19 protein-coding genes and 1 tRNA gene are annotated in these 21873 nt (G+C 66.5%); 8 read left to right on the forward strand and 12 right to left on the reverse strand.

Annotated features, from left to right (window positions below):
* Nucleotides 1-2 precede the first annotated feature (2 nt).
* The 6 genes from AC13D8_RS05250 to AC13D8_RS05275 are packed head-to-tail and all read left to right on the forward strand — an operon-like array spanning nucleotide 3 to nucleotide 5255.
* Nucleotides 3-1355 (forward strand): aminotransferase family protein, encoded by a 1353-nt coding sequence (locus AC13D8_RS05250; RefSeq protein WP_482967956.1) that lies wholly within the window; start codon nucleotides 3-5, stop codon nucleotides 1353-1355.
* Entirely contained in the window at nucleotides 1355-2281 is a 927-nt protein-coding gene (gene kce, locus AC13D8_RS05255; RefSeq protein ID WP_482967957.1) for a 3,5-dioxohexanoate:acetyl-CoA acetone transferase, read from the forward strand. Before AC13D8_RS05250 ends, kce begins: the two co-directional genes overlap by 1 nt.
* A 6-nt stretch (nucleotides 2282-2287) precedes the next feature.
* Complete coding sequence (locus tag AC13D8_RS05260) at nucleotides 2288-2767, forward strand: GNAT family N-acetyltransferase (protein ID WP_482967958.1); 480 nt, start codon at nucleotides 2288-2290, stop codon at nucleotides 2765-2767.
* Nucleotides 2764-3792, forward strand: a complete 1029-nt coding sequence (locus AC13D8_RS05265; protein WP_482967959.1) for a histone deacetylase family protein — start codon at nucleotides 2764-2766, stop codon at nucleotides 3790-3792. Before AC13D8_RS05260 ends, AC13D8_RS05265 begins: the two co-directional genes overlap by 4 nt.
* The gene (locus AC13D8_RS05270) at nucleotides 3789-4883 is read left to right on the forward strand and encodes an NAD(P)/FAD-dependent oxidoreductase (protein ID WP_482967960.1); all 1095 of its coding nucleotides are present in this window, start codon (nucleotides 3789-3791) and stop codon (nucleotides 4881-4883) included. The genes AC13D8_RS05265 and AC13D8_RS05270 overlap by 4 nt, the downstream gene beginning before the upstream one ends.
* A gap of 21 nt (nucleotides 4884-4904) precedes the next feature.
* On the forward strand, nucleotides 4905-5255 hold the full coding sequence (locus tag AC13D8_RS05275) for a RidA family protein (protein WP_104018302.1): 351 nt from the start codon (nucleotides 4905-4907) through the stop codon (nucleotides 5253-5255).
* 39 nt (nucleotides 5256-5294) lie between these two features.
* Here AC13D8_RS05275 and pstB read toward each other — a convergent pair whose 3' ends face one another.
* From pstB to AC13D8_RS05315, 8 genes are all read right to left on the reverse strand, one after another.
* Nucleotides 5295-6092: a phosphate ABC transporter ATP-binding protein PstB gene (pstB, locus tag AC13D8_RS05280; RefSeq protein ID WP_129431455.1), complete on the reverse strand. Its 798-nt coding sequence runs from the start codon at nucleotides 6090-6092 to the stop codon at nucleotides 5295-5297.
* A gap of 16 nt (nucleotides 6093-6108) precedes the next feature.
* Nucleotides 6109-7395, reverse strand: a complete 1287-nt coding sequence (gene pstA / locus AC13D8_RS05285) for a phosphate ABC transporter permease PstA (protein ID WP_482967961.1) — start codon at nucleotides 7393-7395, stop codon at nucleotides 6109-6111.
* An 11-nt stretch (nucleotides 7396-7406) separates the two neighbouring features.
* Complete coding sequence (pstC, locus tag AC13D8_RS05290) at nucleotides 7407-8783, reverse strand: phosphate ABC transporter permease subunit PstC (protein WP_129431453.1); 1377 nt, start codon at nucleotides 8781-8783, stop codon at nucleotides 7407-7409.
* Nucleotides 8784-8881: 98 nt separating this feature from the next.
* Nucleotides 8882-9919, reverse strand: a complete 1038-nt coding sequence (locus AC13D8_RS05295; RefSeq protein WP_129431452.1) for a substrate-binding domain-containing protein — start codon at nucleotides 9917-9919, stop codon at nucleotides 8882-8884.
* A gap of 385 nt (nucleotides 9920-10304) precedes the next feature.
* On the reverse strand, nucleotides 10305-12356 hold the full coding sequence (locus AC13D8_RS05300; RefSeq protein ID WP_482967962.1) for a glutamine amidotransferase: 2052 nt from the start codon (nucleotides 12354-12356) through the stop codon (nucleotides 10305-10307).
* Entirely contained in the window at nucleotides 12353-15121 is a 2769-nt protein-coding gene (locus AC13D8_RS05305; RefSeq protein ID WP_482967963.1) for a DUF4159 domain-containing protein, read from the reverse strand. The genes AC13D8_RS05300 and AC13D8_RS05305 overlap by 4 nt, the downstream gene beginning before the upstream one ends.
* The gene (locus AC13D8_RS05310; protein ID WP_482967964.1) at nucleotides 15118-16005 is read right to left on the reverse strand and encodes a DUF58 domain-containing protein; all 888 of its coding nucleotides are present in this window, start codon (nucleotides 16003-16005) and stop codon (nucleotides 15118-15120) included. Before AC13D8_RS05310 ends, AC13D8_RS05305 begins: the two co-directional genes overlap by 4 nt.
* A 1-nt stretch (nucleotide 16006) precedes the next feature.
* Entirely contained in the window at nucleotides 16007-17014 is a 1008-nt protein-coding gene (locus AC13D8_RS05315; RefSeq protein ID WP_482967965.1) for an AAA family ATPase, read from the reverse strand.
* A 68-nt stretch (nucleotides 17015-17082) separates the two neighbouring features.
* On the opposite strand from AC13D8_RS05315, the gene AC13D8_RS05320 reads away from it, so the two are divergent.
* Nucleotides 17083-17667: a DUF1285 domain-containing protein gene (locus AC13D8_RS05320; protein WP_482967966.1), complete on the forward strand. Its 585-nt coding sequence runs from the start codon at nucleotides 17083-17085 to the stop codon at nucleotides 17665-17667.
* Nucleotides 17668-17720: 53 nt separating this feature from the next.
* Nucleotides 17721-17794: transfer RNA gene (locus AC13D8_RS05325), tRNA-Gly, on the forward strand.
* A 58-nt stretch (nucleotides 17795-17852) separates the two neighbouring features.
* Here AC13D8_RS05325 and lpdA read toward each other — a convergent pair.
* From lpdA to odhB, 4 genes are all read right to left on the reverse strand, one after another.
* Nucleotides 17853-19247, reverse strand: coding sequence for a dihydrolipoyl dehydrogenase (gene lpdA / locus AC13D8_RS05330; RefSeq protein WP_482967967.1), 1395 nt, complete (start codon nucleotides 19245-19247; stop codon nucleotides 17853-17855).
* Between the two features lie 131 nt (nucleotides 19248-19378).
* Nucleotides 19379-19774, reverse strand: a complete 396-nt coding sequence (locus AC13D8_RS05335; RefSeq protein ID WP_482967968.1) for an MAPEG family protein — start codon at nucleotides 19772-19774, stop codon at nucleotides 19379-19381.
* Nucleotides 19771-20178 carry a hypothetical protein gene (locus tag AC13D8_RS05340; protein WP_482967969.1) on the reverse strand — a complete coding sequence of 136 codons (408 nt, stop codon included), beginning with the start codon at nucleotides 20176-20178 and terminating at the stop codon, nucleotides 19771-19773. The genes AC13D8_RS05335 and AC13D8_RS05340 overlap by 4 nt, the downstream gene beginning before the upstream one ends.
* Before the next feature lie 173 nt (nucleotides 20179-20351).
* A complete protein-coding gene (odhB, locus tag AC13D8_RS05345) occupies nucleotides 20352-21872 on the reverse strand; it encodes a 2-oxoglutarate dehydrogenase complex dihydrolipoyllysine-residue succinyltransferase (RefSeq protein ID WP_482967970.1) in 1521 nt (506 codons plus the stop codon).
* Nucleotide 21873: the final 1 nt, after the last annotated feature.

Below are 21873 nucleotides of genomic sequence, written 5' to 3' on the forward strand. Positions count from 1 at the left end.
GAATGAACGTGAAACCCTCTCACCTTTTCTACCAGGGGCGCGAGCGCAAGCCGGTGCTCGATCAGGCGCGCGGCGTCTACATGTGGGACGTGGACGGCAAGCGCTACCTCGATGGATCGTCGGGCGCGATGGTCTGCAATATCGGCCATTCCAACGAGAACGTGCTCGAAGCGATGCGCCGCCAGATGGAAAAATCCACCTTCGGCTACCGCCTGCATTTCGAGACCGAGGCGTCGGAGAAACTCGCCGCCAAGACCGCCGCCCTGTGCCCGGACGGCATGAACCGGGTGTTCTTCGTCTCGGGCGGGTCCGAGGCGGTGGAATCGGCCCTGAAACTCGCCCGGCAATACGCGCTCGCCACCGGCGAAGGCAGCCGCTGGAAGATCATCAGCCGCGCGCCGTCGTATCACGGCTGCACTCTCGGTGCGCTCGCCATCACCTCTTATGCGCCGCTCACCGAGCCCTTTACGCCGCTGATGCAGGCGATGCCGAAGGTGCCCGCGCCCCGCGCCTACCTCGACGGGCTGGACCCCGAGGACGAGGCGACGGGCCACCATTATGCCGACATGCTGGAGGCGAAGATACTGGAGGAAGGCCCCGAGAGTGTGCTGGCCTTCGTGGTGGAGCCCATCGGTGGCGCCTCGACCGGGGCGCTGGTGCCGCCCAAGGGCTACATGGAGCGGGTGCAGGAGATTTGCCGCCGATATGGCGTGCTGCTGATCCTGGACGAGGTGATGACCGGGGCGGGGCGCACCGGCAAGTTTCTCGCCTCCGAGCATTGGAATCTGGAGCCGGACATCATCGTCATGTCCAAGGGCTTTGCCGCCGGTTACGTGCCGCTTGGCGCGATGGTCGCACACGAGCGGCTGGTCGAGGTGGTGCTGGATGCGGGCGGATTTTTGCACGGCTTTACCTATGCTGGTAACCCGCTGGCCTGCGCCGCCGGTCTGGCCGTGATCGACGAGATCGAGCGGCAGGACCTGGTGGGCAACGCGGCGCGCATGGGGGTCAAGCTCAAGGAGCGGCTGGAGGGCCTGATGCAGCGCTATGCCATCATCGGCGACGTGCGCGGCAAGGGGCTGCTGACGGCGTTCGAATTCATGGCCGACCGGGGCAGCAAGGCACCGCTGCCGAAGCACCTTCAGGCCTTCAACCGGTTCGTGCAGATCGCCTATGACAAGGGGCTGATCGTCTATTCGCGGCGCACCCGCGACGGGGTGGAGGGCGACCATATCATCGTCGCCCCGCCGATGATCGCGACCGAGACGCATCTCGACGAGATCACCGAGATGCTGGATGCGTCGCTGTCGGAGTTCACCGAGGAGATCCGCCCGGCGCTGGAGCGGGCGGTGTAATGCGCGAAATCATCATCACCTGCGCGCTCACCGGCTCGATCCACACGCCGTCAATGTCACCGCATCTGCCGATAACCGCCGGTAACATCGCAACGGCGGGCATCGAGGCGGCGGAGGCGGGCGCGGCGATCCTGCACCTGCACGCGCGCGACCCCGAAACGGGCCAACCCTCTGCCGATCCGGAGCATTTTCGTGCCTTCCTGCCGCGTCTGAAACAGGGCTGCGACGCGGTGCTCAACCTTTCCACCGGGGGCAGCGCGGTGATGAGCCTCGACGAACGCCTCGCCGCGCCCAAGGAGGCCGCGCCGGAAATGGCCTCGCTCAACATGGGGACGATGAACTTCGCCCTTTACCCGATGGCCGACCGCATCACCGACTGGCGGCATGACTGGGAAAAGCCGTTCCTCGAAGGCTCCGACGACCTTGTGTTCAAGAACACCCCGCGCGACATCGCCCGCATCCTGACGGAGCTGGGGCAAGAGCGCGGCGCACGATTTGAATTCGAATGCTACGATCTGGGCCATCTTTACATGCTGCGCCATTTCGCGGATCGTGGCCTGATCGAGGCGCCGTTCTTCATCCAGTTCGTGTTTGGTGTACTGGGGGGCATGGGGCCGGACCCTGAGAACCTCACGCACATGGTGCGCATTGCGGACAAGCTGTTCGGCGACGACTACATGTTCTCGGTGCTGGCCGCAGGGCGGCACCAAATGCCGATGGCGGCACAGGCGGCGGCGATGGGCGGGCATGTGCGCGTCGGGCTGGAGGACAGCCTGACGATTGCGCGCGGCACGCTGGCGCGGTCGAACGCCGAACAGGTCGCCAAGGTGCGCGGCATCGTCGAAGCAATGGGGCGCGAGGTGGTGGATGCCGACGGCGCGCGCCGCCTGCTTGCGCTCAAGGGCGCGGACCGGACCGCGATCTAGGTCATGATGACGGAGTTTCGCACGGTGACGACGGAGGCGGACGTGGTTCTTCTGGACCGCGCTCTGCGCGCGTTGAGCGATAATCTGGGGGACAGGCACAAGGCCGGAATGGGCGTGTTGCGCGCGGCGCTGACCGGCACTACTCCGGCGGCTTACGGGCTTTTGGCCTGGGATGGTGACGTTGTCGGAGCGGCGCTCTACAGCCCGGTCTTTTCCACGGCGCGGGGGGCGGCGGGGGTCTATGTCTCGGACCTGTGGGTCGATGGGGCGACGCGCGGACAGGGGGTCGGGCAGAGTATTCTGGCCGAGATCGCGCGGCGGGCCGGGAAGCTGTGGCAGGCAGAATGGATGACGCTGGCAGTCTATGGCCACAGCACCGCCGCGCGCCGGTTCTACGAGCGTCTGGGCTTTGCACCGCAGGAGAGCGTGACACAGATGCGCCTGTCACAGGCAGGGTTTGAAAGACTGAAGGGAGAGGGCAGATGAAGGCCATTTTCGACGACCGCCAGTGGAAGCATGACCCCAAGCATTTCATGGCCAATGGCGTCATCCAGCCCAGCCCCGAACAGCCCGAGCGCATCGCGAGGCTGACGCATGGTGCGCGCGCTGCGGGCTGCGACCTCATTGCGCCTCGTGAGGCCGGGCTTGGCCCGGTTGCCGCTGTGCATACGCCTGAGTATGTTACCTTCCTGCGCAACATCCACACCCGCTGGCAGCGGATCGACGGCGGCGGGCCAGAGGTGATCCCCAATATCCACCCCGCCACGCGCACCGATGGCTACCCCAAATCCGCCGTGGGACAGGCAGGCTATCACCAGGCCGATACGGCCTGCCCCATCGGCGCAGGCACATGGGAGGCCGCCTATTGGTCGGCACAGGTGGCCGTGACCGGGGCCGATCTGCTGGAGCAGGGCGCGCGCGCCGCCTATGCCCTCTGCCGCCCGCCGGGGCACCATGCCTTCGCCGATCTGGCGGGGGGGTTCTGTTTTCTGAACAACGCCGCCATCGCCGCCGAACGGTTGCGTATGGCCGGCCTGCGCCCCGCCATTCTCGACGTCGATGTGCATCACGGAAATGGCACGCAGGGCATCTTCTACGACCGCGACGATGTGCTGACCATCTCGATCCATGCCGATCCCGAACGCTTTTACCCGTTCTTCTGGGGCCATGCGCAGGAACGCGGAGAGGGCCGCGGCACCGGCTACAACCTCAACCTGCCGCTGCCACGCAAGACCGGCGACGACGACTACCTCAAGACCCTCGACAGGGCCCTCGAACGCATCACCAATTTCGGTGCCGATGCCGTGGTCGTGGCGCTTGGCCTCGACGCCTACGAGGGCGATCCGTTCCAGGGGCTTGCCATCACCACCCCCGGCTTCACCCGCATCGGCGCCGCCATAGCAGAGGTGGGACTGCCCACGCTCTTTGTGCAGGAGGGTGGCTATCTCTGCGAGGAACTGGGCCAGAACCTGACCGCCACCCTCACCGGGTTCGAGGGGGCGCAGGCATGACCGATATCCTCGTCATCGGCGGCGGCATCGCGGGCATCAGCGCGGCGGCCGAATGCGCCCGCGCGGGGGCCAGCGTCACCGTGCTGGAGAGCGAACCGCAGATCGGCTATCACGCGACGGGCCGCTCGGCGGCGATCTTCATCCGCAACTACGGCAACGCCACGCTGAGGGCCTTGAACGCCGTGGCGGAGCCGATTTTCGAGCATCCCGGCGAGATCAGCGACAAGCCGATCCTCAGCCCGCGCGGCGAGCTGATGGTCGCCTCCGAAGAAGAACTTCCGGTGCTCGACGCTTATCTCGATGGCGCGGTGGGGGTGGAGCGGCTAACCGGCAAGGAGGCAGCCGAGATCGTCCCCATCCTGCGCCCCGAGCGCATCGCGGGCGCAATGATCGAGCGTAACGCGCGCGGGATCGACGTAGACCTGCTGTTGCAAGGCTATGCGCGGATGCTACGCGCCCGCGGCGGGCGGATCGTCACCGGTGCCGCTGTGCAGGCGCTGCGCCATGAGGCCGGGCAATGGCGGGTAGAGACGGAAAAGGGCACCTTCACCGCGCCCACCATCGTCAACGCTGCGGGCGCATGGGCCGACGAGATTGCCGCGATGGCCGGTCTGCCGCGCCTCGGCCTGCAACCCTATCGCCGCTCCGCCGCAATCATTCCGGCCCCCGAGGGCCACGACACCGAACACTGGCCGATCTTCGGCTCCATCGCCGAGACCTGGTATGCCAAGCCCGAGGCGGGCAAGCTGATGGTCTCGCCCGCCGACGAAGACCCGGTCGATCCCCACGATGCCTGGCCCGAGGACATGGTGCTCGCCGAGGGCCTCCACCGGTTCGAGCAGGCGGTGACGCACGAGGTCACGCGGCTGGAACATAGCTGGGCGGGGCTGCGCACCTTTGCCCCCGACCGCACGCCGGTGGCAGGCTTCGATCCACGCGCACATGGCTTTTTCTGGCTGGCTGGTCAGGGTGGCTATGGCGTTCAGACCGCGCCCGCGCTATCGCGATTGAGCGCGGCACTGTTGACCGGTCGTACACCGGAAATCGACGCGGCCACCCGCGCCGCGCTCGCGCCCGACCGCCTCATCTGACCCAACCGAAAGGCACATTCCATGAGCGACATCACCCGCCACGACACCGGCCAACGCATGAGCCAGATCGTCACCCATAACGGCACCATCTACCTAGCCGGGCAGGTCGGCAACCCGGGTGACAGCGTCGCCGACCAGACCCGCACCTGCCTCGAGAAGGTCGAGACACTTCTGGCCGAGGCCGGATCAGACGCCACGCGCATCCTGCAATGCGTGATCTGGCTCGCCGACATGGCCGATTTCGCAGAGATGAACGCGGTTTGGGATGCCTGGGTGCCCGAGGGCCACGCCCCCGCCCGCGCCTGTGGAGAGGCAAAGCTCGCAACGCCCGCGTACAAGGTGGAACTGATCGTCACCGCCGCGCAGGGATGAGGCCCCTGCCCCGTGCGATTGGTCGCGCGGGGCCACACCTCAGCCGGTACGCCCGGTGATGTAGTTCTCCGTCCGCTCATCCTGCGGGTTGGTAAAGATCATGTCGGTATCGCCATATTCCACCAGGTTGCCGAGGTGGAAGAACGCGGTCTTCTGGCTGATACGCGCCGCCTGCTGCATCGAGTGAGTGACGATCACCACGGAAAACTGCTTCTTTAGCCCGTCGATCAGGTCCTCGATCAGGGCGGTCGCGATCGGGTCGAGCGCCGAGCACGGCTCGTCCATCAGCAGGACCTCGGGTTGCGTGGCCACGGCACGCGCGATGCAGAGCCGCTGCTGTTGGCCGCCCGACAGCCCGGTGCCGGGGGTGTCGAGCCGGTCCTTGACCTCATCCCAGAGTCCCGCGCCCCGCAGGGCGGTTTCCACCACCTCGTCAAGCTCGGCCTTATTGCGGGTCATGCCGTGGATCTTGGGGCCGTAGGCCACGTTGTCATAGATCGACTTGGGGAACGGGTTGGGCTTTTGAAACACCATGCCCACCTTGGCGCGCAACTGCACCGGGTCGACGGAGGGCGCGTAGATGTCCTGCCCGTCGATCCTGATCTCGCCTTCCACGCGGCAGATGTCGATCGTGTCGTTCATGCGGTTGATGCAGCGCAGGAAGGTGGATTTGCCGCAGCCCGAGGGGCCGATGAACGAGGTCACGGTCTTGTCCGCGATATCCACGTTGACATCCTTTATGGCGTGCGTGTCGCCATAATAGACCTGCACGTCTCTCGCGGATATCTTGGTTTCGGCCTGGTCCACGTCGTGCTCCGATTTTGTCACGTCATACATCTTTTCTCGGTCCTTTCTACCATTTCCGCTCGAATTTATGGCGCAGGAAGATGGCGATGGCGTTCATCGTGATGAGGAAGGTCAGCAAGACCAGGATCGCGGCCGAGGTGCGGCTGACGAAGCCCCGTTCCGGGCTGTCGGCCCAGATGAATATCTGCGTGGGCAAGGCGGTCGCGCTATCGAAGGGTGTCGCCGGGGCCGAGGTAATGAAGGCGTTCATTCCGATCAGCAAGAGCGGCGCGGTTTCGCCCAGCGCCTGTGCCAGCCCGATGATCGTGCCGGTCAGGATGCCCGGCATGGCGAGCGGCAGCACATGGCCGAACACCACCTGTTGCTTGGACGCCCCCACGCCCAGCGCCGCCTCGCGGATCGAGGGGGGCACGGCCTTGAGGGCTGCGCGGGTGGCGATGATGATCGTCGGCAGGGTCATCAGCGCCAGCGTCAGTCCGCCCACGAAGGGCACCGAGCGCGGCATCCCGAACCAGCCGATGAACACCGCGAGACCCAGCAGGCCAAATACCACCGACGGCACCGCGGCGAGGTTGTTGATGTTGATCTCGATGAGATCCGACACGCGATTCTTGGGTGCGAACTCCTCTAGATAGATCGCCGCGCCAATACCCACGGGGAAGGCGAGCAGAAAACACACCAGCAGCGCGTAGGCCGAGCCGATGATCGCGCCCTTGAGCCCCGCCAGTTCCGGAAAGCGCGAATCGGCGTTGGTGATCAGTCCCCAGTTTAATGGCTCGGAGACCATCTCCGCCTCGGCGAGCTGATTGAAATTTGCAATCTCGTCATCCTTGAGGCGGCGGTTCTCCTCGGGGGTGTCAGGATCGATCAGCCCCTTGTTGAGCTGATCATAGGGGTCCGAGAGCGGGACGGTCACGCTCACCGTCTCGCCGATCAGGCCGGGGTCAGCGACAACCATGTCGCGGATGGTGAACTGCGCGCCGTTGGACAGAATGCTCGTTAGCTTGCGCAACTCCGCGCGGTCATCGGGCACATCGGGGAATAGCGACTGCATCGTGTTCGTCAGGATCTGGCGGTAATTGCCGCGCTCGGGCGCGTCCGCGCGTATTAGGTCGGGATCAAGCTCCACCTCGATTTCCAGATGGGTCTGCGTAAAGGCGTGATACCCGGTAGATATCAGCGAGCCGATCAGCAAAAGCAGCATCGCGAAGGCGATCGAGATCGCCCCCAGCCCGAGGGATTTGAGCCACAATTCGCTGCGCTTGCGCTTGCGCAGACCGGCCTGGAAGGCGGGGGCCGTCCAGTCGAACTTGTCCGTGGTCGCGTCGGTCATGGCCATGGGTCCTAGTCGTAGATTTCACGGTATTTGCGCACGATGCGCAGGGCGGCGACGTTGATCACCAGCGTCATCAGGAACAGCACCATGCCGAGCGCGAAGGCCGCGAGGGTCTTGGGGCTGTCGAACGCGGTGTCGCCGATCAGAAGGGTCACGATCTGCACGGTGACGGTGGTCACGCTGTCAAGCGGGTTGATCGTCATCTTGGCAATGAGACCGGCGGCCATCACGACGATCATCGTCTCGCCGATGGCGCGGCTCACCGCCAGCAGGATGCCCCCCACGATGCCCGGGATCGCCGCGGGAAAGAGCACCTTGAGAACGGTCTCGGCCGAGGTGGCGCCGACTGCGAGCGATCCGTCGCGCAGGCTGCGCGGCACCGCGCCCAGCGCGTCATCGGCAAAGGACGAGATGAACGGGATCAGCATGATGCCCATGACACTGCCCGCCGCCAGCGCGGTGTTGGGCGCGATAGGCAGGCCCAGATCGCTACCAAAAGAGCGAATCGCGGGGGCAATTACGAGAATGGCGAAAAAGCCGTAGACCACCGTCGGCACGCCGGCGAGTATCTCGAGCACCGGTTTGACCACCGAACGCACCCGGTGCGAGGCGAATTCATGCAGGTAGATGGCCGACAGAAGGCCGATGGGCGTGGCCACCACCATCGCCACCGTGGCGATGACGAGCGTGCCGAGAAACACCGGCAACATGCCAAAGGCGCCTTCTGCCGCGATCTGGTCCTCGCGCAGCGGTATCTGCGGCTCCCACGATGTGCCGAGCACAAAATCCCAAAAGGGGACCATGTTGAAGAAACGGATCGTCTCGAACAGGAGCGACGCGACGATGCCGATGGTCACGAAAATCGCCACCGTCGCGCAAGCCACCATCAGGCCATGCACCATGCCTTCGGTGCCCTGCCGCGCCCGGAAATCGGCGGACACACGGCGACGTGCGCGGGAGAGAAGCAGCGCCGCCAGCGCCGCGGTGACGGCGACCAGAAGCATCCCCGAGGTCACGCGCAGCGACACGAGACGCTCGGCGGCGTCGAGCTTCCATTGCTCGGGCTCACCGAAGATGCGACCGCCCGCGATGGAGCGGATCTCGGCCATGATCAACTGGATTTCGCCGGTTCCGAGGCCATCGAGTTGCCCCGACGGCAGCCCCCCCTTGAGCAGCATCTCGATCACCGTTCCCTGGAACAGCAGCCACAGCACGATGAGAAAGAAGGTCGGGATGAGAACCGATAGCGCGGCATATCCGCCGTGGAACCCGTCGAGCGAATGCATCGTCGTGCCCCCGGCACGGAGGGCGCGCGCCGCGCGCAGATTGAGAACGTATCCGATCACCACGGCGACGAACAGGATCAGAAAGGCGATGAGCGTCATGGGAATGCCTGCCGTTTCAAGTAATGACGCCCCCGCCACTGCGAGAGGGGGCGTCGGGAAGGCGCGGCGTACCGTGCCCGGTCGGCACTATAGCCGTATCAGCTCTTGGGTTCCATGGAGGCACCGTTGATGACGTCGTCCTGGGTCTTGGCGCGCAGATCGTCGGGCAGGGTAACCATGCCGCGCTCCTCAAGATAGCCGCCGGGGGCCATCGCGTCCTCGGACATGTACTCCTCGACGAACTCCTGGAAGTTTGGGATCACGCCGCGATGCGCGTTCTTGACGTAGAAGAACAGCGGGCGCGAGATCGGGTAGGAGAAGTCACCAATAGTGTCGGCAGTGGGTTCGACACCGTTGATGTTCACGCCCTTCAGCTTGTCGAGGTTTTCGTAGAGGAACGAATAGCCGAAGATGCCCATCGCGTTCGGGTCGGCCTCGAGACGCTGCACGATCAGGTTGTCATTCTCGCCAGCTTCGATGAAGGGGCCGTCGGTACGCATGCGCGAGCAGTTTTCCTTGACCCATTTCTTGTCGAAGTCGCCATTCGCGACGTAATCGGTCTCCTTGCAGCCCTCGCGCATCGCCAGCTCGACGAAGGCGTCGCGGGTGCCCGAGGTCGGCGGCGGTCCGAGAACGAGGATCTCGGTCTCGGGCAGGTCGGCGTTGATTTCCGACCACTTGGTGTAGGGGTTATCGACCCACTCGCCATCGACCGGAACCTCGGCACCCAGCGCGAGGTAGATTTCCTCGAGCGACAGGTCCCATGCAAAATCGTTGTCGCGCGACACGCCGATGGACAGGCCGTCATAGCCGATCATCGCCTCGGTGATGTCGGTCACGCCGTTTTCCTCGCACTTGGCCCATTCCGAGGCCTTCATTGCGCGCGAGGCGCCGGTCAGGTCGGGATGGCTTTCGCCGATGCCTTCGCAGAAAATCTGCATCCCGCCGCCGGTGCCGGTGGATTCCACGATCGGCGACGGCGCGCCGGTATTATTCGAGAATTGCTCGGCTACGGCTTGCGTGTACGGGAACACGGTGGACGAACCGACGATGCTGATCTGGTCGCGCGCGGCGGCCGTGGTCGCGGACATGGCGGCCAGCGCCAGCGCCGAGACGGAAAGTTTGGTGTAGGACATGATAGCTCCTGCTGTCAGGTTTAGGTTTGGACAACCACGCGTCGGATAGGCGTCTCGGGTGACATCAGTGCTACGTTTTTGTAACATTTACATGAAGCACGGCATCCAATGCGACTTCTTTACGCGACGTGTGAAGCTGCTTCTCCGAGGTCAAGCGCCAACCCATGGACGACGGTGCTATCTTGAGTCGCCGAACGCGGGCCATGACACACGGAGTCGCGGAGCGCATCAACCCCGGATATGCCTCGAATCGCGAGGAGGTAACGCTCCGTTACCGGTGCCTAGAGCGTTTCGCGTTCATTCGCATTCACGCAACCCGCTCCAACTCATTGATTTCGCGTGTCTGAGAAGCTCAAAACCGGTTCCCACTTTTGAGCGACACGCTCTAGCGCCTACCCTCGCGCAGCCACCCGGCGGTGATAAACCCGGCGGTCAGCAACAACACCAGCCACGGCGGCAGGAGCGCCATCTGCCGCACGCTCACCGTCTCGTAAGCCCCTCGGGGGGTGATCCCGATCCAGCCGCGCCCGGCGGCGGGGCGGCCTGCGCGCACCTCGCGGATCGCCGGCAACCCGTCCTTGAGCGCGCGCACGCCGCCGCCCGTGGGGGCGATGGCGGGCGCGAGCACATCACCGGTGGCCAGCGTTCGCTCGAATTCCACCGGGGCAGCCGGGCCGAGGCCAATCACCGCCGTCTCGTCACCGTTCTCCAGCCGGTAGAGCCCGATCTCGGGCCCCTCGTAGACCGTCTCGAACCGGCCCGGTGCCACCTTTTCGAGCGAGCGGACCACCTCGTCGCCCGAGGGGGTCGTAATGCTCACGTCGGGCACCGATTCGGAGAGCGTGCGGCGGGTGATCCGCATGGTCTGCCCGGTCGCCTCGGCGCGCAGCGCCTCTTCCTCGAGCTCGGGCTCCTTCATCATCCAGTGCGCCAGCCGCCGCAGCAGGTCGAGCTGTGGCCCGCCACCCTCGTAGCCGCGCCCCCACAGCCAGGCATGATCCGAAGCCAAGAGCGCCACGCGCCCCTCTCCCACCCGGTCGAGCACCAGCAACGGGCGCTCTTCCGCGCCGGTCATCACCACCTCGCCATCCGCGTCGGGCTCCACCTCGATCTGGCGCATCCAGCGACCCCAGTCGCCCTCCCAAGCCGCATCGAGTCCCGCTGTCACCGGGTGCCGTTGCCCCAGCTCATTGATCCGCGGTCGATAGCCCTTCTCGACTACGCGCGCGGTGGGGCGCGCAGGGACCATTTCCTCGAACGGGCCGCGATAGATACTCTCGGCCCCGGCAAAATCCGGCCCGGCGGCGAGCAACACCGCACCGCCACGCTCGACATACTGGCGGATGTTCTCGAGATAGATCGAGGGCAGGATACCGCGCCGCCGGTAACGGTCGAAGATGATGAGGTCGAACTCGTCCACTTTCTCGAGAAACAGCTCGCGGGTGGGAAAGGCGATGAGCGACAGCTCGCGCACCGGCACGCCATCCTGTTTCTCGGGCGGACGCAGGATCGTGAAATGCACGAGGTCCACGGAGCTGTCGGATTTCAGCAGGTTGCGCCATGTCCGCGTGCCCGCGTGCGGCTGCCCCGAGACGAGCAGAACGCTCAACCGGTCGCGCACCCCGTTGATCTGCACCAGCGCAGTGTTGTTGCGGTCGGTCAGCTCACCCTCGACGGCGGGTGTGGAGAATTGCAGCACGTTGCGCCCGCCATGCGGCAGGGTGAGCGGCAGCGTCACCTCACGCCCCAGCGGGACGTCGTAGCGCTGCGGCGCCGCACCGTCGACGGCGATATCGACCGGGACTGTGGTCACGTCCTCGGGGGCAGCGCCCTCGTCAGTGATCGTGAGGGTCAGGCGCACCTCCTCGCCGAGGATGGCGAATGCCGGAGCATTGTCGATGCGCAGCCGCCGGTCCCAGTCGTCCTCGCGGCCCGTGTGCAAGAGGTGCAACGGCGCCGGCATGTCGGGGGCGGCCTCCAGATCGTGTACCTGCCCGTCCGACAGCAGAATCGCCCCGGCGACCCGACCGCGGGGCAGCTCTGCCAGCGCCTCGGAAAGCGCGCCCATCACCAGCGAGCCGCGGTTCTCGGGCGCGTCGCCGACGGTGACACGGCGCAGTTCGGTATTGTCGCGCGCCTCGATCCGGGCGGCCAGCGTCTCGGCGGCGGCGGTGGTGGTTTCCGCGCGGTCCGCGAGCCGCTGGCTGGCGCTGCGGTCATCGACCAGCAGGACGATATCACTGAGCGGGTCGCGCTCTTCCTGCCGGTAGGAGGGGCCGGAGAGTGCAGCGATCAGCACCAGCGCGGCCAGCCCACGGAGCGCCCAGCCCGCCAGCCCGAATCGCGCAGCGAGCACCAGCACTGCCCCCGTCACAACTGCCAGCGCAGCGACGAGCCACAGCGGCACGAGCGGGTCAAAGATCACCGTGCCGGTCATTGTCCCAGCCTTTCCAGCAGCGCGGGCACGTGCACCTGGTCGGATTTGTAGTTGCCGGTGAGCACGTGCATCACGAGGTTGACGCCGAAGCGATAAGCCATCTCGCGCTGCCGCTCGCCGGTATAGCCGCGGCCTACGGGAAAGAGCGGATCACCCCGCTCGCTCACGGCCCAGGCCGAGGCCCAGTCATTGCCGCCGATCACCACCGGCGTCACCCCGTCGTTGAGATCGCGGAACGGCATCCCCTCGGCCCGTTCGGCATCGGGCGGGGCAGCCTCGACCCAGACGTCGCGGCCCCTGTGACGGCCGGGAAAATCGCTCAGCAGGTAGAAGGTGCGGGTGAGCACGTGATCCTCGGGCACCGGCTCCAGCGGTGGGATGTCGAGCGGGGCGGCCAGCCGTTGCAACCGCGCGCCGTTGGGCGAGGACGCACCATAGCCCGCGATATCGGCATCGCGCGTATCAAAAAGGATCAACCCGCCATTGCGCAGGTAATCGTTGAGCCTTGCATAAGCATCGGACGACGGCAGCGGCTGATCCGGGGTGACCGGCCAGTAGAGCATCGGGTAGAAGGCAAGCTCGTCGCGTTCGAGATCGACGCCGATGGGGGGCGCGGGCTCGACCGAGGTGCGGAAGGTGAGTACGCGCCCAAGCCCCCGCAGACCGGCGCGCGCGGCGTCATCCACCTGCGGATCGTCGGTGAGAACGTGGGCGAGCACCACCTCGGACGTGGCCTCGATAGCGCGCGCGTCGTCGCTGGCCTGTGCATGCGCCGGACCGGTTGACACAGCGGCGAGCGCGAGCGCGGCCAGGACGGACGCCACCGCCCCGCCGCGCCAGAGCCGCCCCGAGAGCGCCAGCGCCGCAAGGATATCGGCCACCATCAGCGCCAGCGCCGCCGACAGGAGCCAGCCGCCCAGCGGCGTCTCGGGCGCGAGCGCCAGCCCCTCGACGGGCACGCGGGCGGGCCATTCCGACGCCGCAATCCGCGTCTCGGGCCCGATCACGTTGCGCGCCACTCGCCGCTCGGGGCCCTCGTAGATGCCGGGCACAAGGTCGGGACCGAGGGCTGCGTCAAGAAGACGCTCGCCCGCCACGCCGGGCCGCGTGCCCGCGTCCTGCAAGCGCCCGAACCCGTCGAGCACCTGCACCGGCTGCCATATCGTCCCGGCAAGCTCTGCCGGTGACGGTGCCGCCCGGGTCGAGGACACCGCGAGCCGGTCGAGCATCTGCACGAACAGTCCCGACAGCGGCAGCGACGACCACGCGGCGTTGGCCGTAACGTGAAACAGCACCACCTGCCCCGCACCGAGCCGCTTGCGCGTGACCAGCGGCGTACCGTCGCCCAGTTGGGCGATCACGCGGTCGGCAAGGGTGGGATCGGGTTGCGCCAGCACCTGTGCGGTCACGTTGACGTCCTCGGGGATGTCGAGGCCGCGGAACGGGCTGTTCTCGGGGAAGGGGGCCAGTGTCTTGGGCGCGCCCCAGCTCATCGCGCCGCCCACGGTGCGCCCGCCGGCGCGCAGGCGCACCGGCATGAGCGGGGCCTCCTCGCTGCGCGAAACGTCGCTTGCCGCGAGCCTTGGCCCGGCGAAGCGCACCAGCACGCCGCCCGCTTCGACCCACTCGCCCAGCGCAGTCTGTTCCGCTGATGAGAGCGTTGCCACGTCGGCCAGCACCACGGCATCGGGGTTGGCAGGCATGAGATCAAGCAGTGCACCCTCGAGGATGTCGGCATTGGGGGCGAGCGCCTTGCGCAGGTAATAAAGTGGCGACAGAAGCTCGAGCCCCTCGCGATCTTCGCGGCCCGCGACCAGCGCCACTTCGCGCCGCCGCAGCCCATCATCGGCGAGACTGACGGCGCCGGCGTGGCGCGCGCCCTCGATCTCGAACCGGTCGATCCGCGCGCGCAACTCGGGCGGTAGCGAGAGGCGGCCAGTGGCCTCGGTGGCCCCGGGCGCAAACTCCAGAGGCAGGCGCGCCAGCACCCGCTCGGCGCCGCCCGGGTCGCGGCCATGCGCGGCGATCTCAACGTCGCGCGCGCCCTCTGCCCCCGCGCGCAAGGCACGCAGGGCCACCATCCCGTCCTCTAGGCCGGGCGGGGCCAGCGCCAGAACAGGGCGCGCGCTTTCGTGCACCACCACCGGGCCGCGCGCCTCGAGCGCGGAGAGCAGGTCCTCGCGCCCGTCGCGGTCCAGCCCGTCGGAGAACCAGCGCGTCTCTACCGCGCCCTCGGGCAGCAGCGCCGCTGCCTCGGCATAGCTCTCGGGCCGCGCGCTCCACGGGGCGGGCGCGAGCCCCGGCAGGCGGCTACGCAGGTCGGCAGCGGCGCGAAAAACCGGGCGCTCAGGCGCGCTCAACCGCATCAACGCGGCGGTGCGCCCGTCACGCGCGGCCTGTGCAAGCTGCGCCTCTATGGCGGCGCGTTGTGCCGGCCAATCGCGTGCGGCGGCCCAGCCGTCTTCGACCACGATCAGCAGCGGCGCGGTGCTTGCCGTACCGCCGGCATCGCGGGGATTGAGCACCGGACCCGCCAGCCCGACGATGGCCGCCGCCACTGTCAGCATCCGCAGAAGCAATAGCCACCACGGCGTGCGGTCGCTTACGCTGTCCTCGTCGCGCAACCCCAGGAGTAGCGCCACACCGGGGAAGCGCCGCCGCACCGGTGCAGGCGGCACCGCGCGCAGGAGGATCCACAACAGCGGCAGCGCCACCAGCGCCCACAGGAGCCACGACGTGGTGAACCCGATGGACAACAGGCTCATGCGCGCCCTCCCCGTCCCTCGGCGATGGCACTGTGCAGCCACAAGAGCGCTGCCTGCGCGGGGCCGTCAGTGTGGTGGCAGCCGTATTGCCAGCCGGTCGCCGACGCCAGCGACGACAACTCGTCCTTGCGCGCGGCGAGCCGCTCGAGATAGCGCCCGCGCAGATCAGATGCCTTGAGCGTCTCATGGGTGAGCGTGCCGGCGACGCTCTCGAAAATAGTGCGCCCGCGATAGGGAAACGCCTCTTCCACAGGGTCGAGCACCTGCAGGAGCACGCCGCGCACGCCGCGATCCGCCGCCGCAGTCAGCGCGTGGCGCACCGGCCCCGGGTCACCAAGGAAATCAGAGACCAGCAGCGCGCGCCCATACGGCACAAGGCCGGACATGTCGGGCGCTGCGTGATCCTCGCCGCTCTCGGCGATGAGCGCCTCGGCCAGCCGCGCGACCTGTGCCGCACCGCGCCGCGGCGGCAGCGCCGTGCCGGTCATCCCCACCCGCTCACCAGCGCGATCAAGGAGCAGTGCCACCGCCAACGCCAGAAGCCGCGCGCGGTCGGCCTTTTCCGGCAGATCCTTGCGCGAGGCGAAGCGCATCGAGGCGGCGGGATCGACCCAGAGCATCACGCTTTGCGCCAGTTTCCATTCGCGCTGACGGACAAACTGGGCATCCGAGCGTGCCGAGCGGCGCCAGTCGATCATGCGGCGGCTGTCGCCCGGCTGCACGGGGCGGTATTGCCAGAAATCGTCACCGGTGCCCGCCCGCCTGCGACCGTGCTCGCCCATCATCACCGTGCGCGCCAGCCGGTCAGCGCGCGCCAGCAGCGGCGGCAGGCGCGCCGTTTCCGCCTCGGCGCGGGCGCGCAGGCTCGGGGCGGCATCGGCCATCTCAGGCGGCCGCCTCAACCCGGGTGATGTCTTCGACCAGCGTCGAGATCAGAGCGCCGAGGCTGTCGCCGCGTGCCCGTGCCGCGAAGTTGAGCGCCATGCGGTGGATCAGCACCGGCATCGCCATCGCAGCCACGTCGCTCGCATCCGGGGCGAGGCGGCCCTGCAACATCGCCCGCGCGCGCACCGTCAGCATCAGCGCCTGCGCGGCGCGCGGCCCCGGCCCCCAGGCAACGCTTTCGCGCACCGCCTCGGAGACGCCCGGCTCCTCTGGACGGGCGGCGCGCACGAGATCGAGGATCATCTCCATCACGCTCTCGCCCACCGGCATCCGCCGTAGCATCCGCTGCGCGGCGATCAGGTCCGCGGGCGTAAACACGCCATGCGCCTCTTCCTCGTCGGCCCCGGTGGTGGCCAGAAGGATCGCGCGCTCGGTGTCGCGATCAGGGTATGGCACCTCGATCTGCACGAGGAAGCGGTCGAGCTGCGCCTCGGGCAGCGGATAGGTGCCCTCCTGCTCGATCGGGTTCTGCGTGGCCAGGACGTGGAAGGGCTGGTCCAGCGCGCGGGTCTCGCCCGCCACGGTCACCTGCCGCTCCTGCATCGCCTGTAACAGCGCCGATTGGGTGCGCGGACTGGCGCGGTTGATCTCGTCGGCCATGAGAAGCTGGCAGAAGATCGGCCCCTCGATGAACTTGAACGCGCGGCGACCGTCATTCGAGGTCTCGAGCACCTCGCTCCCGAGGATGTCGGCGGGCATCAGGTCGGGGGTGAACTGCACCCGGTTGGTCGCGAGCCCCATCACCGTGCCCAGCGTTTCCACCAGCCGAGTCTTGCCCAGCCCCGGCAAGCCGATCAAAAGCCCGTGCCCACCGCACAGGAGAGCCGAGAGCGACAGGTCGACGACGCGCTCCTGCCCGATGAAGCGCCGGGTGATCGAGGCCCGTGCACGCGCCAGCTTTTCCTCCAGCGCCTCCAGCCCGGCAACGAGATCGGTCTCTTCGGTCATGGCAAAACTCCGGTTGGGCCTATATCCTCATGTGGAATGTATCGTTTCAATTGGAAATGGCAAAAGCAATGAGTGCGAGTAGCGTCACAACCCCGTCAGCCGAGAGCCTCGCCGCCTCGGTGCGTGCCGCGAAATCGGGCGGCCGTGACCTGCCGCCGGTGCATGAGTGGAACCCGCCCTTCTGCGGCGATCTCGACATGCGGATCGCCCGTGACGGGACGTGGTTCTACCAAGGCACGCCCATCAACCGCCACGGGCTTGTGCGGCTGTTTTCCACCATTCTCCGCAAGGACGGCGACAGGTACTTCCTCGTCACCCCGGTCGAGAAGGTGGGAATCACCGTCGATGACGCGCCCTTCGTCGCGGTCGATTTCGAGCGTGACGGCGAGGGCGAGGGCCAGAACCTGCGATTCGAGACCAACGTCGGCGATCACGTCACCGCCGGGCCGGATCACCCGATCCGGGTGGAGCGCGACCCGGAGACCGGCGAGCCGTCGCCTTATGTCCATGTCCGCGCCGGTCTCGACGCGCTGATCGACCGCAAGAGCTTCTACCGGCTTGTCGAGATCGGGGACCGCCGCGACGGGTGGTTCGGGCTGTGGTCGGGCGGCGCGTTCTTTGCCATGATCCCCGAGGCGGAGCTGCCGGAATAGCGCGCGCTTTGCTCTTGCGGCGCGGGCGCATTTGCGGGTAATCAAGGCGCGTCGCGGGTGTAGCTCAATGGTAGAGCAGCAGCTTCCCAAGCTGACGACGAGGGTTCGATTCCCTTCACCCGCTCCAATCCCATCAGGCAGGTCCGGCTGAGACCGGCGCGACGCAGTGGCCGCGCCGGAGGGGCTCAGGCGTGGATCGCGCCGTCGCCGCAGGCCAGCGCCGCCTCGCGCACCGCCTCGGAATAGGTGGGGTGCGCGTGGCAGGTGAGGGCGAGGTCCTCGGCGCTTGCGCCGAATTCCATCGCGACGCAGATCTCGTGGATGAGATCGCCCGCCATCGGCCCGATGATATGCGCGCCGAGGATGCGGTCGGTCGCCTTGTCGGCGAGGATCTTGACGAAGCCGTCGGCGGCGAAATTGGCCTTGGCGCGGCCGTTGCCCATGAACGAGAACTTGCCGACCTTGTAGGCACGCCCTTGATCTTTCAGGGTTTCTTCGGTCTCGCCCACGTTGGCCACCTCGGGGTGGGTGTAGATCACGCCGGGGATGACGCCGTAGTTGACGTGGCCATGCTTGCCCGCCAGCACCTCGGCCACGGCCATGCCCTCGTCCTCGGCCTTGTGGGCGAGCATCGGGCCGTCGATGGCGTCGCCGATGGCGTAGACGCCCTTGACGTTGGTCTGCCAATCGCCGCCCACCGCGACCTGTCCGCGCTTGGTCATCTCGACACCGAGGCTGTCGAGGCCGAGCCCCTCGGTATAGGGCTTGCGGCCCGTGGCGACGAGGACGACATCGGCGTCGAGCTGATGCTCGCTGTCGTCCTTGCGCAGCTTGTAGTGCACCTTGGCCTTGGTCTTGAGCGTCTCGACAGTGTGGACGGCGGCGCCCATGACGAAATCAATGCCTTGTTTCTTCAGCATTTTCTGGAAGTTCTTCTGCACCTCACCGTCCATGCCCGGGGTGATGGCGTCGAGGAATTCGACCACCGTGACCTGCGCGCCGAGCCGGGCATAGACCGAGCCCATCTCGAGCCCGATCACGCCGCCGCCGATCACCACCATGCTCTTGGGAACCTTGGACAATTCCAGCGCGCCGGTGGAGGTGACCACGATTTTTTCGTCGATGGTGACATCGGCGCCGGGGACGTTGGCGGATTCAGACCCCGAGGCGATGACGATGTTCTTTGCCTCGTGGGTCTCGTCGCCGACCTTGACCTTGCCCGCCCCGGGGATCGAGGCCCAGCCCTTGATCCAGTCTATCTTGTTCTTCTTGAACAGAAATTCGATGCCCTTGGTATTCTGGCCGATGACGTCGTCCTTGTACGCCTGCATCTGTTTCCAGTCGACCGAGGGCGACTTGCCCTTGAGGCCCATCTTGGCGAAATTGTGTTCTGCTTCATGGAGTTGGTGGGTGGCGTGCAGGAGCGCCTTGGAGGGGATGCAGCCGACGTTGAGGCAGGTGCCGCCAAGTGTGGAGCGGCCCTCGACCACGGCGGTTTTCAGGCCGAGTTGCGCGCAGCGGATGGCGCAGACATAGCCGCCGGGGCCGGCGCCGATGATGATCACGTCATAGGAGGCCATGGGTCAGAGTCCTTTCATTTTGCGCGTCGGTATCGCGTCGGTATTCTGTCGGTATTGCGTCGGTGGTTTGGGGGCGCTGCCCCCGTCGCCTCGCGGCGACTCCCCCGGGATATTTCGGGCAAGATGAAGCATCAGACGAGCGCCGCCAGCAGCATGAGGAGCGTGGCGAAGAAGCCCACCGCCCAGATCAGCGAGCGCCACGGGCGCAGGCCGAGGTAATAGGCCGGGATATAGGCGACGCGGGCGGCGAGGTAGGTCCACGCGCAGGCGGCGGTCAGGGGGGTGGATTGGTCGCCGAGCGTGACGGTGACGACGGCGATGGTAAAGAGGATCAGCCCCTCGAAATGGTTGGTCAGCGCCCGGCCCAGACGGGCGGTGCCGTCGGACATCTGTTTGGTCGGTTCGCGGTCGCGGGCGGACATGGTGTAGCCGGGGCCAAGCTCGAGATTGGCGGGGACCGCGTAGAGCAGGTATTGGACGACCTGCAGGAGTGCGGCGAGGGTAAGGGCGGTGAGTTCGGGGGTCATTTGTTCCCCTTCGCGCTTTGCGCTTCGTCTAAGCTTTCCGGTAACCGCATGTGGTCGGCAAGTGAACCTTCTCTCCAAAAGACCGGATCATCGTCCAGGTCGGGCCATTCCAAGCCTCTGAGAATCTCCGCGGAATTAGGACCACTTTCTACAATTTGGCGAAAAATCAAAGGCCTGCGATCTCTTATCAAGGTAATCTCTTCAATCATATCAGGATCATTCTTCGCAAGAATTAGAACTGAGCTTTGGAGCGCATCCAAATCGTTTTCGATTTTTTTAAAAGTTAGAGAAAGTCGGCCCAGCCTAGCGCTTATCAACTTTACTCTCCGATCAATGCGTTGGAGGTAAAATCCACAAGCGATGATGAGAGCGAGGATTGCATACAAAGGCCAGCTTTCAATCATTTCTACGACGTCACCCCTCTTTGTTCAGTGTCGTTGTGGTGGCTGAACCCCACCATTTCTTTTTGAGGCCGCCGGGAGCGGCGGGGCGGGCGGTCATGGAGCTTGCCTCCGGTTGGATTGGTGGCGGGGTGAACCCCGCCCTACGGTAGGCCGGGGTGAACCCCGGCCCGCGATCACAAATCCATCAACAACCGCCGGGGATCCTCAAGCGCCTCTTTGACCCGCACCAAGAACGTCACCGCGCCCTTGCCGTCGACGATGCGGTGGTCGTAGCTCAATGCCAGGTACATCATCGGGCGGGCCTTGATCTCGCCGTTCACGACCATGGGCCGTTGCTGGATCTTGTGCATGCCCAAGATGCCCGATTGCGGCGGGTTGAGGATGGGCGAGGACATCAGTGAGCCGTAGACGCCGCCGTTGGAGATCGTAAACGTGCCGCCCTGCATTTCGGCCATCGAAAGCTTGCCGTCGCGGGCGCGGGCGCCTTTCTCGGCGATGGCCTTTTCAATCGCGGCGAAGCTCATGGAATCGGCGTCGCGGATCACCGGCACGACGAGGCCGGTGGGCGTGCCCGCGGCGATGCCCATGTGGACGAAATTCTTGTAGACGATCTCGGTGCCGTCGATCTCGGCGTTGACCTCGGGCACCTCCTTGAGCGCGTGGCAGCAGGCCTTGGTGAAGAAGGACATGAAGCCGAGTTTCACGCCGTGCTTCTTCTCGAACTCGGCCTTGTACTCGTTGCGCAGGTCCATCACCGCGGTCATGTCCACCTCGTTATAGGTGGTGAGCATGGCGGCGGTGTTCTGGCTGTCCTTGAGCCGCTTGGCGATGGTCTGGCGCAGGCGCGTCATCTTGACCCGTTCCTCGCGCGCGGCGTCCTCTGCCGGGGAGGGCGCGCGGGGGGCCTGCGCAGGGGCGGCAGCGGGGGCCGGTTTCGGGGCGGCGCCGGCCTTGGCCACGTCTTCCTTCATCACGCGGCCATCGCGGCCGGAGCCCTCGACCTGATCGCGGCTGACGCCCGCCTCGGCCATCGCCTTTTTCGCCGAGGGGGCATCCTCGACATCCTTGCCGGATGATTTGGCCGAGGTTTTGGCGGGGGCGTCGCCGTCGCCCTCGCTGGCCTTGGCGGGGGCCGCCGCGCCCGCGCCCGAGGACATGAGCGCGAGCTTGCCGCCCGCCTGCACGGTCTCGCCCTCGCCGGCGAGGATTTCCGTCAACGTACCCGAGGCGGGGGCTGGCACCTCGACCGAGACCTTGTCGGTTTCCAGCTCGCACAGCATCTCGTCGGCCTCGACGGCGTCGCCCACCGCCTTGAACCATGTGGCGACGGTGGCCTCGCTCACGCTCTCGCCAAGGGTGGGGACCATGACGTCGATGCTCTCGCCGGAACCGCCGCCGCTGTCCTTCGGGGCCGCGGTCTCGGCCTTCTTTTCTTCCTTGGGGGCGGGTTTGCCCGCGCCTTCGGTGATGGTGGCAAGGAGCGCATCGACGCCCACGGTTTCGCCCTCATGCGCGACGATCTCGCCCAGCGTGCCGGCAGCGGGGGCGGGCACCTCTACCGTCACCTTGTCGGTTTCAAGCTCGCACAGCATCTCGTCGACGGCGACGCTGTCGCCGGGTTTCTTGAACCAGGTGGCGACGGTCGCCTCGGAGACGGATTCGCCCAGGGTGGGGACACGGACTTCGGTGCTCATC

Source organism: Roseovarius sp. B-10 (assembly GCF_056859295.1).

Coding starts and splice junctions, on each gene's coding strand:
- AC13D8_RS05250 (WP_482967956.1), top strand. CDS start 3: ATGAACGTGAAACCCTCTCACCTTTTCTACCAGGGGCGCGAGCGCAAG.
- kce (WP_482967957.1), top strand. CDS start 1,355: ATGCGCGAAATCATCATCACCTGCGCGCTCACCGGCTCGATCCACACG.
- AC13D8_RS05260 (WP_482967958.1), top strand. CDS start 2,288: ATGACGGAGTTTCGCACGGTGACGACGGAGGCGGACGTGGTTCTTCTG.
- AC13D8_RS05265 (WP_482967959.1), top strand. CDS start 2,764: ATGAAGGCCATTTTCGACGACCGCCAGTGGAAGCATGACCCCAAGCAT.
- AC13D8_RS05270 (WP_482967960.1), top strand. CDS start 3,789: ATGACCGATATCCTCGTCATCGGCGGCGGCATCGCGGGCATCAGCGCG.
- AC13D8_RS05275 (WP_104018302.1), top strand. CDS start 4,905: ATGAGCGACATCACCCGCCACGACACCGGCCAACGCATGAGCCAGATC.
- pstB (WP_129431455.1), bottom strand. CDS start 6,092: ATGTATGACGTGACAAAATCGGAGCACGACGTGGACCAGGCCGAAACC.
- pstA (WP_482967961.1), bottom strand. CDS start 7,395: ATGACCGACGCGACCACGGACAAGTTCGACTGGACGGCCCCCGCCTTC.
- pstC (WP_129431453.1), bottom strand. CDS start 8,783: ATGACGCTCATCGCCTTTCTGATCCTGTTCGTCGCCGTGGTGATCGGA.
- AC13D8_RS05295 (WP_129431452.1), bottom strand. CDS start 9,919: ATGTCCTACACCAAACTTTCCGTCTCGGCGCTGGCGCTGGCCGCCATG.
- AC13D8_RS05300 (WP_482967962.1), bottom strand. CDS start 12,356: ATGACCGGCACGGTGATCTTTGACCCGCTCGTGCCGCTGTGGCTCGTC.
- AC13D8_RS05305 (WP_482967963.1), bottom strand. CDS start 15,121: ATGAGCCTGTTGTCCATCGGGTTCACCACGTCGTGGCTCCTGTGGGCG.
- AC13D8_RS05310 (WP_482967964.1), bottom strand. CDS start 16,005: ATGGCCGATGCCGCCCCGAGCCTGCGCGCCCGCGCCGAGGCGGAAACG.
- AC13D8_RS05315 (WP_482967965.1), bottom strand. CDS start 17,014: ATGACCGAAGAGACCGATCTCGTTGCCGGGCTGGAGGCGCTGGAGGAA.
- AC13D8_RS05320 (WP_482967966.1), top strand. CDS start 17,083: ATGAGTGCGAGTAGCGTCACAACCCCGTCAGCCGAGAGCCTCGCCGCC.
- lpdA (WP_482967967.1), bottom strand. CDS start 19,247: ATGGCCTCCTATGACGTGATCATCATCGGCGCCGGCCCCGGCGGCTAT.
- AC13D8_RS05335 (WP_482967968.1), bottom strand. CDS start 19,774: ATGACCCCCGAACTCACCGCCCTTACCCTCGCCGCACTCCTGCAGGTC.
- AC13D8_RS05340 (WP_482967969.1), bottom strand. CDS start 20,178: ATGATTGAAAGCTGGCCTTTGTATGCAATCCTCGCTCTCATCATCGCT.
- odhB (WP_482967970.1), bottom strand. CDS start 21,872: ATGAGCACCGAAGTCCGTGTCCCCACCCTGGGCGAATCCGTCTCCGAG.